This is a genomic window from Maribacter stanieri (assembly GCF_900112245.1).
Lineage (GTDB): Bacteria > Bacteroidota > Bacteroidia > Flavobacteriales > Flavobacteriaceae > Maribacter > Maribacter stanieri.
Genome location: NZ_FOYX01000001.1, coordinates 383,248 through 397,940 on the forward strand (window position 1 = coordinate 383,248; position 14,693 = coordinate 397,940).

Below are 14,693 nucleotides of genomic sequence, written 5' to 3' on the forward strand. Positions count from 1 at the left end.
GATGATGAATGATTTACTCTGTACGTAAGCTTTTTATGGGGTTAGCTCTTGCAGATCTTATTGCATGATAACTTACGGTAAGTATGGCTACCGAGACAGCCATTAAACCTGCCAGCGCAAAAACCCACCAACTAATATCAATTTTGTAGGCGTATACATTTAGCCATTTGTTCATGGCATACCATGCAAAAGGTGTTGCTATGAGTATCGATATTAATACTAACTTGATAAAATCTTTTGATAATAAAGCTACAATGCTTGTAACCTCAGCACCCAATACTTTTCGTATTCCAATCTCTTTGGTTCGTAACATGGCACTATATGTTGCCAATCCAAATAGCCCTAAACAAGCTATTAAAATTGCTAAAAATGAAAAAAGTGTAAATAATTTTTTAAACCTGAAATCCGCCTGATATTGTTCGTTAAAACTATCATTCAAGAAACTATACAAAAACGGTCTATGCGGGGCTAATTCAGCCCATTTTCCCTCTATACTGGAGATTGCTTGTTGCATATCTGATGTTTTGACTTTTAGAGAAATATACCTACCGTATTGTGAATAGCGCATAGATAAAGGAGCTACTTTTTCATGAAGAGACATATAATTGAAGTCTTTAACAACCCCTACAATAGTACCCTCACGCCCCCATTGTTGAAATTTCTTGCCTATAATTTCCGCTGGGTCTGAATAGCCAAATGATTTAACCGCAGCTTCGTTTACTATCATAGCACTAAGCGAATCTGATACGAACTCTCTTGAATATGGTCTACCGGCAACTACCTCAATCTCATAATGTGGAATAAAATCAAAATCTATTTCGTACAAGAAAGGTTCAAAATGCTCCATACTCCCTTCAAAAGATTCTATTTCTGTTCCTGCCGCAGGAAAATGACTTCCTGGAACGGTACGTGAACTAGCAACTGAAGTTACTTCTGGTAAACTTTTAAGTTCATTTTTTACAGTCTCAATATTATCTAAAACCTGTCCGTCCCAATTAAAATCGATAACCAGTTGTTGTTCATTATCAAAACCTAAATTTTTGTTGAGCATGAAACCTAATTGATAATACACAATTACGGTACTTGCTATTAATGCTATAGAAAGACTAAATTGAAAAATTACCAGTCCCTTTCTAAGATTTACACCTTGTGGAGAAGAACTTACAAGACCTTTAAGTACACTTATAGGTTTAAAGTTAGATAGGACGAACGCAGGATAGCTACCGGATAATAATCCGGTTATTAAAGCAGTACCAAAATAAAGTAGTAATGTTTTTGTGTTGATAATATTATCTAGCGAAAACTCTTTTCCAGTTATGTTCCCCATCCAAGGAAGGCAAATAGCCACAATCAAAAGTCCTATTCCTGCAGATAGAAACACCATGATCAAAGACTCTCCCATAAACTGATACACAAGTCCTTTTTTATCTGCTCCAATCACTTTTCTAACACCAACTTCCTTAGCTCGTTCCATAGATCGGGCAGTAGCCAGATTCATGAAATTGATGCTAGCAATAATTAAAATAAAGAGTCCTATTATGGCGAAAATATAAATGTTGTTCAAGCTTCCTGTGATACCTGGTTGACGAGCTGCTTTCGATTTTAGATAGGTATCTTTTAAAGGCTCGAACGAAATATTATAGTAATAATCCTTTGATTCTTCTGGAAGTCTACTCTTTAAAAAGCTGGGCATCTTGGCTTGAAAATCCGCAACATTAAAATTATCATCCACTAAAAAATAGGTGTAAAAATCTACATAGCCCCATGAATCGAATATACTTGGTCGAGTTTGGTAAAAAGAACTCATAGACAGTAATACATCGAAACTAAAATGTGAATTAGATGGTACGTCTTTCATTACACCTGTTACCGTATACAAGCCATCATCTGCTCTTCCGCCAACACCATCAACGGTTTTACCCATTGGGTCTTCATTCCCAAAATATTTTTTTGCAGTGCTTTCCGTTAGTACGATAGAGTAAGGTGCTTCTAACGCAGTGTCCGGGTTTCCAGATATTAATGGCCAACTAAAAACATCAAAAACAGTAGCATCTACATAAAAACAATTGCTCTCTTGAAAGGAGTTTTTATTATATTCAAGCAATACATCTGACCTACCTGAGAATTGAACTTTTTCTATCACTTCAGAAAAATCAGCTTTTAATGCTGGTCCAACAGGAGCGTTCCCCCAAATCCATCGGTCATTCAAATCTTCCGACCCGCCATGATGAACAACCCTATAGATATTATCGCCTTTTTCGTGATAGGTATCATAAGAGAGCTCATTGTTTATGAACAAAGCAATCATTAGAAAGCAAGCCATACCAATTGCCAAACCCCCAATATTTATAATGGAGTATCCCTTATTCTTTATTAAATTTCGCCATGCGATTTTCAGATAGTTTTTAAACATGATTCTCGTTTTTTTGATGCTTCCACTACGCTCAGCACAAATTGATGATTAGGCGCTACGCACCTTAAATTGATAAAATCCTATTCGGACCTCAACCCTTTTAAAGGTTGTAAAAGTGCTGCGCCTATAGATTGGTAGCTTATCGTAATAATGGCTATAGTCAACGCAATACCTGAAGCAACCAAAAATATGCCCCACCCAATGGTAATATGATATGCAAAATCTTGAAGCCAACGGTTCATTAAATACCAACCTATAGGAATTGCTATACAGATGGATATTAATATCAGCTTCATAAAATCTAGCGTAAGTAATTGATAGATGCTTTTAAAAGGAGCACCTAGTACCAACCGTATACTGATTTCTTTTTTGCGTTGCTCTACCATAAAAGCAGATAATGCGAAGAGCCCTAAACATGCTACTAAAATGGCGAAGAGGGCAAAACTGTTGAAAATTTTTCCCATGCGTTGCACATCATCATGCATACGTGTAAACTCTTGGTCTAAAAAGTTATAATTGATAGCTTGGTTTGGCACATTTTTATTCCAAACTCCTGTTATACTTGCCAATGCTTCATTAATATTTCCTTTATTCAACTTTATAGAAACGGCTCCGTTATCTTTTCCTATTACAAGCGATAATGAAGAAATATCTTCTTTTAAAGACTTAAAATGAAAATCATCTACAACACCTATAATGGTAAATGCTTGTCCATTATTATCAAGCTCTTTTCCTATTGGATCGGCTAAGCCAAGCTCTTGCACCATTTTTGAATTTATTACGATGGAGTTAATGGAGTCTAAGGCAAATTTCTTTGAAAAGTCCCTTCCTGCATTTAGATTTAATCCTAAGGTTTTTATATAATCATAATCTACCCTCCAAATTTGAGCAGGTATACCTCTACCTTCATTACCCTCATTTGCTTTCCTAAACGTATTACCATTTCTACTTGCACCATCTACCGGTAAATAATTGGTTACCGTAGCACTTTTTACTTGAGGTAATGCTAACAGTTGCTCCTTAAAGGAATCCATGCGATTGCGTAAAACTCCTGCCCCTTCAAGTACAACAACTTGCTCTTTATCATATCCTAATTCTTTTTTAAGGATATAGTCCATCTGCTGGTAAATAATCAACGTACCAATAATTAAAATGACCGATGTAGTAAATTGAAAAACAACTAATCCACTTCTAAGTTTGGCACTTTTGCCTCCTATGCTAAGACTGCCTTTTAATACATTAACCGGTTTGAAAGCCGATAAATAAAACGCAGGATATAACCCGGCAATAGCCCCAACCAATAATGATGTAATTAAAAGTACTGGTAAAAACCACCATGCAGACCACGGCATTGCTATTGTCTTAGCAGCAATAGTATTGAACGATGGTAGTAATGCCCATGCCAGCAATACACCCAACACAAATGAAATGATACTGAACAAAACAGATTCTGTTAGAAATTGAGCAACAAGATTATGTTTAAAAGCACCTATAGTTTTTCTTAATCCTACTTCTTTAGCTCTATTGGCTGACTTTGCTGTTGATAGATTAATGAAGTTAATAACCGCCAACAATAACACAAACCCAGCAATTGCAGCAAATAACCATACAAAACGAATATCACCATGCTTCAACCCATCTGCCATCTTAATATCAGAATACAGATGAATATCGGTTATGGGTTGTAATTTGTATTCTATAGTTCTAAGTACCTCTATAAAATCTGGCGCACGACCTCTATCTATTTGCGCAGGAATCACATAATCTTCAATAATAGAAAGCATTTTTTTCTCTAGTTCTTGAATATTTGTATGCTCATCGACCAATACATATGTAAAATAGTTCTGATTGGTCCAACTCATACGCGTATCTTCTATTGGAAGCAGAAAATCGAAATTAAGGTGCGCGTTTTTTGGAACATCTTTCATGATACCCGTTACGGTATATGGCTTAGCCGAATCATCATCTAAAATAATGGTTTCGCCGATTGCTTTTCCATTTTTAAAATATTTGTCAGCCTTGGTTCTGGAGATGACTATGCTCTTAGGATTCGTTAGCGCTGTTGCCGTATTACCCTGCTCTAGTTGAATTTCTAAAATATCGAATGCCTCTTGATCGGCGAGTACAAAACCTTCTTCAAAATTATTCTGCACTTCGCCTTCTAAATGCATGGCGTGTTTACCTGCGCCAAATATTTCAATGGTATTTACCTTGCCCGCTTTTAATATTTCTGGAAAATCGGCTTCTAATGCATCTGCCAAAGGCAATTGAAAATGGGTGCTTTTTACCTGCTCCCCATTAAACATGCCTTGCATGACTACCCTATAGATTTGATGTTTTTTCTCGTAATGTTGGTCATAGCTAACCTCATTTCTAATAAATAATGCAATTAATAAACAGGCAGCTATACCAACGGCAAAACCACCAATTTTAATGGTGGTAAAAAGCTTATCTTTTTTAATACTTCGCCATGCTATTTTAATGTGATTTTTAAACATGATTCTCGTTTTTTGATGATTGATGATGCGGTGAAATTCACCTAATATTTTTTACTTCATTCTGTACGTAAACTTTTTACAGGGTTTGCTCTAGCTGCTTTTAAAGCTTGAAAACTTATGGTTAATAATGCAATTGCAATTGCAATTGTACCTGCTATAATAAAAGCCCAAGCGTTTATAGAAATTCTATATGCATAACCTTCTAGCCAATTTTGCATAAGTAACCATGCAATTGGACAGGCAATTACTATTGCGATAATGACCAACTTCATAAAATCTTTTGACAATAAGCCTACGATACCAGCAATACTTGACCCCAAAACTTTTCGGACTCCAATTTCTTTTCTACGTTGATCTGCAGTAAACGCAGATAACCCAAACAACCCTAAACAGGAAATAATAATTGCAAGTAATGCAAAGATTTGAGAAAGGCTTCCTATTAGTTTTTCGCTTTTAAATTTGGCGTTGTACGTATCGTCCACAAATTCATATTCAAAAGGAAATGCCGGATTGTGTTTTTTCAACACTGTTTCCATAGTTGACAATGCTGTTGCGGTTGCTATACCTTCCTTCGCTTTTACATATAAAAAACGTGCTTCATCATGATAGTTGAAAAATATCACCGGATCACTAGAGCCATACATATCGTCATATAAATAGTCTTTAACGACACCGATTACGGCATAATCGTTCTCAATTGTTTTACCAACTGCGCTACCTGCACCCATTAGTTTTGCAAAAGACTCACTTACTATTAAACTAGTACTGTCTTTTAATGGATTATCACTAAACCCTCTACCTTCTAGAATTGTCATCCCAGTAGTTTTAAAAAAATCAGCACTTATATATCGTGTAGAAACTAACACATCTTCTGTATCAACTCCACCCTGCCATTCTAAACCAGATGTATTATTCCCGCCAGATAGAATATCTGAATTATTAAGCCCAATGCTCTCTAGCATACCAGATGCCTTCATATCTTGTGCTATAGGATTGAAGTTCTTTATGATATCTCCCCTTACAGGTATCTTAACCAAGTTTTCTTTGTCGTACCCTAAATCTCTTCCTTTAACATGTTGAACTTGTTGATACACAATAATGGTACTAATAATAAAGACAATGGAAACCACAAACTGGGTAGCCACCAATCCTTTTCTGATAAATGGGGCACTACCTTTTGATATTCGCGAACCCTTTAATACATCTACCGGTTTAAAAGAAGACAGATAGAACGCCGGATACCACCCTGCAACTAATCCACAAACTAAAGTTATGCCTACTAAAGTCAAGATATGCACCGGACTTCCTAAACTTAAATCTAACTGTTTATCAATTAAGGTATTAAACTGCGGAATAAGAAGTTTTAGCAATACTATGCTCAATGCTGCCGATAATGTTGCAGTAATCACTGCTTCTGCCATAAACTGAGATATGAGTCCTTTTCTACCTGAACCCAATACCTTTCGCACCCCAACTTCATTAGCTCTCTTTTCGCTTCGTGCAGTAGCTAAATTCATGAAATTGACACAGGCTATCAATAGTATAATAATTGCTATAAGACTGAAAAGACGTACATATATAATTTGTCCTCCAACATTTTTTCCTCCTTCAAAATTTGATTTTAGATGCCAATCTTTCATTGGATGAAGAAAGGCGTACGCGTCATCCTCTTCGGTTTTTATAGGTAGTATTGCCTTTACCTTTTGGTTGACTATATCGAAATTTGCTTCGGGAGCAAGTTCAACAAACGTATCGGAAAAATTAGCACCATACTCTAGCATCCAATTTTTACCAACAGCGAATCTTTCAAAAGGTGCAACCCAGTCAAAACTATAGGTTACATTGCTTGGCAAATCTTCAAAAACTCCAGAGATAGTATAATTAGTATCATTATTAACCCTAAGAACTTTACCAACAACCGAGCTATTTTCACCATATAGTTGCGTAGCTGTTTGTTTTGATATTATAATTGCATCAACCTCATTAAAAGCAGTTTCTAAATTACCTTCCACAAAAGAAAGACTGAACATGCTCAAAAAATCAGGGTCTGCATACTTACCTTTTTTATTGATAGATTTATCATCTACCTGCAACAGTAAATCATCTCTTTTGGTTCTAGCTGCACCAACAATACCTGGTACTTCCGTTTTTAAAGCTTCTGCTAAAGGACCGGGAGTTGCTTGAAAAAAAGTTCGCCATTCACCATCATACTGCTGATTAGTTGGTACATAATAAATTACATCTTGCTTTGCGAAATTTTCGTCATAACCTACCTCATCTTCTACCCAAAGTAAAATCATAGCGGCACAAGTTATACCTATTGCCAGACCAAAAATATTGAGCATACTATACCCTTTATTTTTCCAGAGGTTTCGCCAAGCGATTTTGATGTAGTTCTTAAACATGATACTCGTTTTTTGACTGATTAATTATGTATCCTTGATTAAGGGATAAGTTGGTTGGTTTGGTTTGTTGGCTGACTAATTGTTGATTGATGAATAAACTCCCTTACATCATGGCTCCAATTGCCCTGTTTTGACTTTCGGTAACAATTTGACCATCGAATAGATTTACAACTCTGTGTGCGTAGTGCGAATCTCTATCTGAGTGTGTAACCATTACTATAGTGGTTCCTTCTTGGTTCAACTCCGTTAATAAATTCATTACTTCAATTCCGTTTTTAGAATCTAGGTTACCCGTTGGCTCATCGGCTAAAATTAACTTCGGATTTGTTACAACCGCTCTAGAAATGGCAACACGTTGCTGCTGACCACCTGATAACTGTTGTGGAAAATGCTTTTCTCTATGTGCTATTTTCATACGCTCTAGCACCTTCATAACTTTTTCTTTGCGTTCTGCCTTACCCATTTTTAAATAAATTAAAGGCAATTCAACATTTTCATATACCGTTAGTTCATCTATAAGATTAAAGCTTTGAAAAACGAAACCTAAATTACCCTTACGTAACTGGGTACGTTGGCTTTCTTTTAAACCACCCACTTCATTACCGGCAAAATTGTAGCTGCCATCTGTAGGATTATCTAGCATGCCTATGATATTCAGTAAGGTAGATTTACCACAACCTGAAGGTCCCATAATTGCTACAAACTCACCATCTTCCACTTTTAGGTTGACATTGTTCAACGCCAAGGTTTCTACTTCTTCTGTTCTAAAACTTTTTTTAAGATTCGTAATGGTTATCATTTTCGATTGATTTTAATTGTTATGTAAAAGACAGCGCTACACCGCCCTATGTGACAGTTTATTTCTATTTTAATACGATTCTTTCAGCTTCCCCGAAATTATCATAGTTACTTGTTATTACCTTTTCACCAGATTCCAAACCTTCTAAAACTTCATAGTATCTGGAATTCTGCTTTCCTATTCTTATATTTCTTTTAATAGCTTCTCCACCATCCGTGTTCACCACGAAAATCCATTGTCCGCCAGTACTTTGAAAGAAGCTTCCTTTTGGTAATAAAAGTGCATCGTTAGATTCTCCTAATTGTAATTTAATGTTGTAGCTCTGACCTGATCTAATAGTTTCTGGTTTGTTATCGGTAAAAACTAAGTCCACCTTAAATCTCCCGTTTCTAACTTCAGGATAAACCTTTCTTAATCTTAATGGAAACTCAGCTCCGTTACGTTCTAAAACAGCTACTAAATCTCTTTTTACACGATCAATATAATGCTCGTCAATATCCGCTTCAATTTTATAATCGGTCAAAACATTTATTTGACCTATACGCTGACCTTGTGCAATACTTTGCCCGATTTCAGCATCTAAAAATCCTAATTGACCATCTGCAGGAGCACGTACATTTAAGTGATCTAGTCTTTGGTATACCATACCTAAGGTCTTTTGCATACGGTCTAAATCTGTATCCAAACCTTTTAATGAGGTTGAACGCAACTCATCATCTTGTACGGTTTGCACTTTTATAATCTCATATTGCTTTTGAGACAATTCATAGTTTTCCTTTGATAATTGAAAAGCTTCCCTAGAAATTAATTCTTCATCAAACAACGCTTTATTTTGCTCATAATTTCTCTTCAATCGTTGCAAATCTGTACTTGCGGTTGCCAATGATTTTCTACCTTCAACTTGTCTTGAATCGAAATTTAATTTTGTTGATCGCAAATCATTTTGCTTCAATGCCAAATTACTTTCGCTTGCTAAAATCTGCTCGTACAAATTCATGTTTTCCAGCTTAAGGATGATATCTCCCTTTTTTACCATGGCACCTTCTTCAATAAGTTTTTCACTTACCCTACCTCCTTCATAAGCATCCATATATATTGTGGCTATTGGTGCTACATTACCATTTATAGTAATGTAATCGTCAAATTTCCCAGCGGAAACCTCAGCTATTGACAGCTTGTCTTTTTCTGTTCTAAAGGTTGAAACAGAACTAGCAAACAACAATTGATACCCCACAAATAGTAGTAAAACCCCCAATGCGATGTAACCGTAATGTTTCGGTTTAAGACCTTTTTTCTTTTCTAATTTTATATCCATCTTTCGTGTAAATCTTTCTAGTTTATATTAAATACTGGCAATCCTCTGTAAAAATCTAATGTACTTTTATTTATTTCTGCACGAAGTTTTACCTGTAAATTTTCATTTTGTGCACTGGCGTATAAATTCTTGGCTGTAAAAAGTTCTAAGGCATTTATCAATCCTTTTTCATATCGTTTTTGAGCAATAGTAAAAGCTAGATTTTGAGCTTCCATTTTCTGGTTACTCTGTACCAACTCTACCTCAAGTGAGTTATAGTCTTGTACCAATTGCTGTATTGCTTGAAACAATTCTTGCTCTTGTGTCTTTAGGTTATTCTCTGCACGAAGCTTTTCTATTTTAGATTGTTTTACCCTAGATCTTGCAGACCACCCGTTACTAATAGGTACATTTAAATTTACACCTATATATTGTGAAGTATTGTCTCTAAACTGCTCTCTAAATGGTAACGTATTACCTAAGGTATCTCTTGTGGTTTCAAAATAACCTGTACCTATACCAGCAAAAAATGATAAAGAAGGATATAGCCTACCTCTTGATACTGCCACTTGTTTTTTAGCCGCTTTTGCTCTAAACTCCTGTGCTTTTATCATTGGCAAAAACGCTCTTGCTTCTGTATAAATAGAATCAGATTTCATTTCTTCACTTTCAAAATTAGATACTTCTTCTTGCAGGTCTTTTTGAATTGCTATTTCTGATGTATTCTCTAAATTCATTTCTTGAATTAAGGTCAGCTTTGCAGAAGCCAATTGATTATTGCTTTGCGTTACGTTCAATTTATCTGTCAATAACAAAGATTCTGCCTCATATAAATCTGCTCCCGCTTTTAAACCCAATTCTACTTGCTTCTCTACCAAGTTATAGTTGGATTGCGATACAATTAATTGCTCTTTAGATATTTCTACTAATCCTTCAAAAAATTGGATATCATAAAAAGCTTGCATTACCCTAAATGCCAAAAGATATTTTTGTTGCAACACTTCCTCTTGGGTTGCTTTAAATAAAAATTTTGATGCTTTTATCGAATTGATTTTTTGAAATCCCTGAAACAGATCAATCGAAGATTCTAAAGAATAGTTATTAGAATAAAAGTCTTGATTTACAAACGTTCCCGTATTAGGATCTTCTGCTCTACCGTAGCTAATTAAATAACTAGAAGATGCATTTACAGATGGCAACAGGTTACGAACAGATTGTCTATATGTCTCTCTATTACCCTTATTAGTATATTCGAAGTCGTTTAACTGTAAATTATGTTCTAAAGCATAAGTGACGCACTCATCTAATGTCCAAGTTTCTTGTGCAATAATAGATCCCCAAATGGAGCATATTAAAAATGTCGCTATTTTAAATTTTTGATTCATTTCTTAATTGGTATGCCATTCTCTATACTATATGCGTGCCACAACTTTAATTTATTGATTTACAGTATTTTATATATTATAAAAATTATTTTTAATAGCATCAGTGTAAAAATGTTGTACAGATAATGTCAAATATTTTTACACTGACATGAAAATACGAACTTCTCTATGTAGATTTAGAAGAGTTAATAGAATGTTGCCATGATCGATGCTAAAATACTTGTTGTAGATGATACCAAAAGTGTATTAAGCGCTTTAGAGATATTATTACAGTTTGAATACAAAAGTGTTCAAACCATTTCTAACCCCAATTTACTCACCTCATTCCCTAATCTAAAAGAGATTGATATCATACTATTGGATATGAATTTTTCTGCGGGAGTAAATACCGGTAATGAGGGATTGTATTGGCTACGTGAGATAAAAAAGAAAGCTTCGCACATATCGGTAATAATGATGACCGCTTATGGCGCAGTTGAACTTGCGGTAGAAGCTATTAAAGAAGGGGCTACCGATTTTGTATTAAAACCTTGGAACAACGAACGACTGCTAACTACCGTAAAATCTGCTTACGAGCTTAGGAAATCTCAGAAAGAAGTTCAGCATCTGAAACAAAAAGAAAGTAACCTTAAACAGGTAATTAACCAGAATACAAATTACATTATAGGTAATTCTAAAGCACTAAACGGTGTATTGAGTCTTGTGCAAAAAGTTGCCAAAACAGATGTAAACATTTTAGTTACCGGCGAAAATGGAACCGGAAAAGAATTAATTGCTAGAGAGCTTCATAAATCATCGGTCAGAAACAACGAGGTCTTCATCTCGGTAGATATGGGCTCTATCTCAGAAAACCTGTTTGAAAGTGAATTATTCGGTCATGTTAAGGGTTCATTTACCGATGCCAAAGAGGACAGAGCAGGAAAATTTGAAGCTGCTAACGGCGGAACGTTATTCTTAGACGAGATTGGAAACCTTTCGTTGCAAATGCAAGCTAAACTCCTCTCTGTGATACAAAACAGAGTTGTGGTTCGTGTTGGCTCAAATAAACCTATTGCTGTTGACATACGTTTAATATGTGCCACCAATTGTAATTTAGACCAAATGGTAGCAGAGGGACTCTTTCGTGAGGATCTTTTATATAGAATAAACACCATACAAGTACAAGTACCGGCATTAAGGGAACGTGATAATGATGTTCTGGTGCTATCCGATTTCTTTTTAAAGAAATTCGCTAATAAATATGGAAAGCCCAGTTTAAAAATAAACCAAACAGCACAAGAAAAATTAATGAGCTATGCCTGGCCTGGCAATGTAAGGGAGCTTTTGCATACTATGGAACGTGCCGTTATACTTTCTGAAGGGAATGTACTAAAACCAACAGATTTCCTATTGGAATCCAAAACAACCATGACCATGGAAAACGGTCCGAAAACCCTTGAAGAAATGGAACTAGTTATGATTACAAAAGCCCTTAACGATAATGATGGTAATTACAGTGCCGCTGCTGATCAATTAGGTATTTCAAGACAGACGCTTTACAATAAACTTAAAAAATCGGGTAAATGATGGTTAGCAAAAGTATATACTACCAACTTGTTTTTAGAATTATTCTAATAGCTGTTTGTGCCCTTTTAACCGCATTCCTATTTGCAAAAGAGCATTATCTACTCGCCATCATATTAACCCTTGTTTTTATTGGACAAACTTACGGACTCATACATTACGTTAACCAGACTAACAGGAAAATAGCTTACTTTTTTGATGCTATAAAGAATGAAGATTTTACCTTACGTTTTCCTGAAAAACTAAGTATAAAATCTATTGAAGAGCTGAATCATAGCTTAAACATGTTGAATAACATGATTCAAGATATTCACGTAAAAAAACAAGCTCAAGAACAGTATTATCAAGAAATATTAAGACAGGCAGATATTGGTATTTTTACTATCAATGAAAAAGGACATATTCTTTATGCTAACCCAACTGTTCAAAACCTACTTAATTACAGACCGCTCAACCACATAAAACAATTGAAACAAATAGACCCAAATCTTTATGGTCTGTTCGAATCTTTAGAGCCATTTGAAAGTACCTTATATTCCTTAGGCAATGAGCGTGGCAAAAAAGAACTGACCCTAAAATGCACCCCTATTTCTATTGAAGGAAAGCAATTATTATTAGTGATTGTTCACGATATTCAAAAAGAACTGGATGACAAAGAAACAGATTCTTGGGTAAAACTAATACGTGTTTTAACCCATGAAATCATGAATACCATTACACCTATTACTTCAATATCCGAATCCATATTAAAATATTTCAAAAAAGGAAACCAGCTTTCTACTCCCGAGGAATTTGGTGAACTACAGATAAAAAATTCCGCAAAGGGTCTTGAGGTAATTAAAGAGCAGGGTAATGATTTAATGAGCTTTGTACAGTCCTACAGAACTTTTTTAAGTGTGCCAGATCCAGATCGTGAATTGATACCTGCGAGCAAAATTTTAGAAAAGGTTCGTCTTTTACTTCAAGAATATACCAATGGTCATAACATCATTTTAGAGGTCTCTTCTGATCCAGAAGATTTAGAGCTATTTATAGATGAAAAGCAGCTTACACAAATACTCCTAAACCTAGGTAAAAATGCTCAACAAGCTTTAGAAGGGCAAGATGAGGGTAAAATCATCATTAAAGCAGGAGAAGGTTCAGACGGAAAAAAATACATTACAGTAACAGATAATGGACCCGGAATTTCACCTGAACTTATAGATGAAATTTTTGTACCATTTTTCACCACAAAAAATACTGGAACAGGAATAGGACTAAGCTTAAGCAAGCAGATAATGCGTTTACACGGTGGTTCGATTCGAGTAGTGTCTAATGAAATAACAACGTTTACATTGACCTTTGAATAATATTAAATTTCAGTTTTAAGTTCTGTATAAGGATTCCAGAAGTATTTTTCAAGATCAACAATTTGTAAATCCTTTATCTCTACTCCTTCACCTTCTAACAGTTGTTGCATGAGGTTGGTACCATCAAAATGATGTTTACCAGTAAGGAGTCCGGCTTTGTTTACCACTCTATGCGCAGGAATATCATCCATATTATGTGATGCATTCATAGCCCAACCTACCATTCTTGCACTGCGGGCCGCACCTAAATATTTAGCGATAGCACCATAGGAAGTCACTCGACCTTCCGGTATTAACCTTGCCACTTGATATACTCTTTCAAAGAAATTCTCGTTTTCAGGTTTCATCGTATTCTTTCGTTAATTAAACAACCTAAAAGCAGTGATTACAAAAAGAAGCACCATTAATCCACTTAAAATATAGTTACTGTTCTTAGTGAAGGATTTTGTTTTATGCTCCCACTTATTAAAGTAAATAACATAAATATACATTGCCAAAAATGTACCACTACCTGCAGCCAGAATAAATAAAACTTCATCAACTATTCTGTAGGTCATGATACCTTGCGAATGAAAAACGGTATTTAAGCCACTGTAATACGGAATTGCCAAAAGATTAATTAGCGCTAAAAATACCCCTTTAGAAAAGCTATTTCGCTTCTTCGTCTCTACTATTATAAAAGGCTTTTTAACTTGTTTTCTACCCTTAATAAAAAAGAATATAGCCAACACAAAAAACACCAATAATGCTGTTTGTAATAGCAACTCTACAATATGCTGGTTTCTAGATATTAGTTTAGCTATACGTACTGCAACATAAGTTTGCAACATTACAGCAAGTGCCACGCCTAACGCAAATATTAATCCGTTAGCCTTCCCTTTTTCTACACTTGTTTTAGCAGCATTTAAATTAAGTAGGCCTGGTGGCAACGATGCAAAAAAAGCAGCCCCAAACGTAAAAACAAATAAGATTGGCAATTGTTGCATT

10 protein-coding genes are annotated in these 14,693 nt (G+C 35.3%); 2 read left to right on the forward strand and 8 right to left on the reverse strand.

All coding sequences use genetic code 11. From position 1 onward, the window contains the following. Positions 1-13 precede the first annotated feature (13 nt). The 6 genes from BM296_RS01615 to BM296_RS01640 form a co-directional block, all read right to left on the reverse strand. Entirely contained in the window at positions 14-2,413 is a 2,400-nt protein-coding gene (locus BM296_RS01615; RefSeq protein ID WP_091900979.1) for an ABC transporter permease, read from the reverse strand. 80 nt (positions 2,414-2,493) lie between these two features. Then, positions 2,494-4,911, reverse strand: coding sequence for an ABC transporter permease (locus BM296_RS01620; RefSeq protein ID WP_091900981.1), 2,418 nt, complete (start codon positions 4,909-4,911; stop codon positions 2,494-2,496). Positions 4,912-4,967: 56 nt separating this feature from the next. Further along, positions 4,968-7,316 (reverse strand): ABC transporter permease, encoded by a 2,349-nt coding sequence (locus BM296_RS01625; protein ID WP_091900983.1) that lies wholly within the window; start codon positions 7,314-7,316, stop codon positions 4,968-4,970. A gap of 103 nt (positions 7,317-7,419) precedes the next feature. After that, a complete protein-coding gene (locus BM296_RS01630; RefSeq protein WP_027065904.1) occupies positions 7,420-8,115 on the reverse strand; it encodes an ABC transporter ATP-binding protein in 696 nt (231 codons plus the stop codon). A gap of 64 nt (positions 8,116-8,179) precedes the next feature. Beyond that, on the reverse strand, positions 8,180-9,430 hold the full coding sequence (locus BM296_RS01635) for an efflux RND transporter periplasmic adaptor subunit (RefSeq protein ID WP_027065903.1): 1,251 nt from the start codon (positions 9,428-9,430) through the stop codon (positions 8,180-8,182). Between the two features lie 17 nt (positions 9,431-9,447). Continuing rightward, positions 9,448-10,794 carry a TolC family protein gene (locus BM296_RS01640; protein ID WP_091900985.1) on the reverse strand — a complete coding sequence of 449 codons (1,347 nt, stop codon included), beginning with the start codon at positions 10,792-10,794 and terminating at the stop codon, positions 9,448-9,450. 201 nt (positions 10,795-10,995) lie between these two features. On the opposite strand from BM296_RS01640, the gene BM296_RS01645 reads away from it, so the two are divergent. Then, positions 10,996-12,360 (forward strand): sigma-54-dependent transcriptional regulator, encoded by a 1,365-nt coding sequence (locus BM296_RS01645; protein ID WP_073240719.1) that lies wholly within the window; start codon positions 10,996-10,998, stop codon positions 12,358-12,360. Further along, the gene (locus tag BM296_RS01650) at positions 12,357-13,706 is read left to right on the forward strand and encodes a sensor histidine kinase (RefSeq protein WP_245786953.1); all 1,350 of its coding nucleotides are present in this window, start codon (positions 12,357-12,359) and stop codon (positions 13,704-13,706) included. The genes BM296_RS01645 and BM296_RS01650 overlap by 4 nt, the downstream gene beginning before the upstream one ends. A 2-nt stretch (positions 13,707-13,708) precedes the next feature. Here BM296_RS01650 and BM296_RS01655 read toward each other — a convergent pair whose 3' ends face one another. Together BM296_RS01655 and BM296_RS01660 are read right to left on the reverse strand one after the other, a co-directional pair. Next, on the reverse strand, positions 13,709-14,053 hold the full coding sequence (locus BM296_RS01655; RefSeq protein WP_091900987.1) for an MGMT family protein: 345 nt from the start codon (positions 14,051-14,053) through the stop codon (positions 13,709-13,711). A 12-nt stretch (positions 14,054-14,065) separates the two neighbouring features. After that, positions 14,066-14,692, reverse strand: a complete 627-nt coding sequence (locus BM296_RS01660; protein WP_091900990.1) for a LysE family transporter — start codon at positions 14,690-14,692, stop codon at positions 14,066-14,068. Position 14,693: the final 1 nt, after the last annotated feature.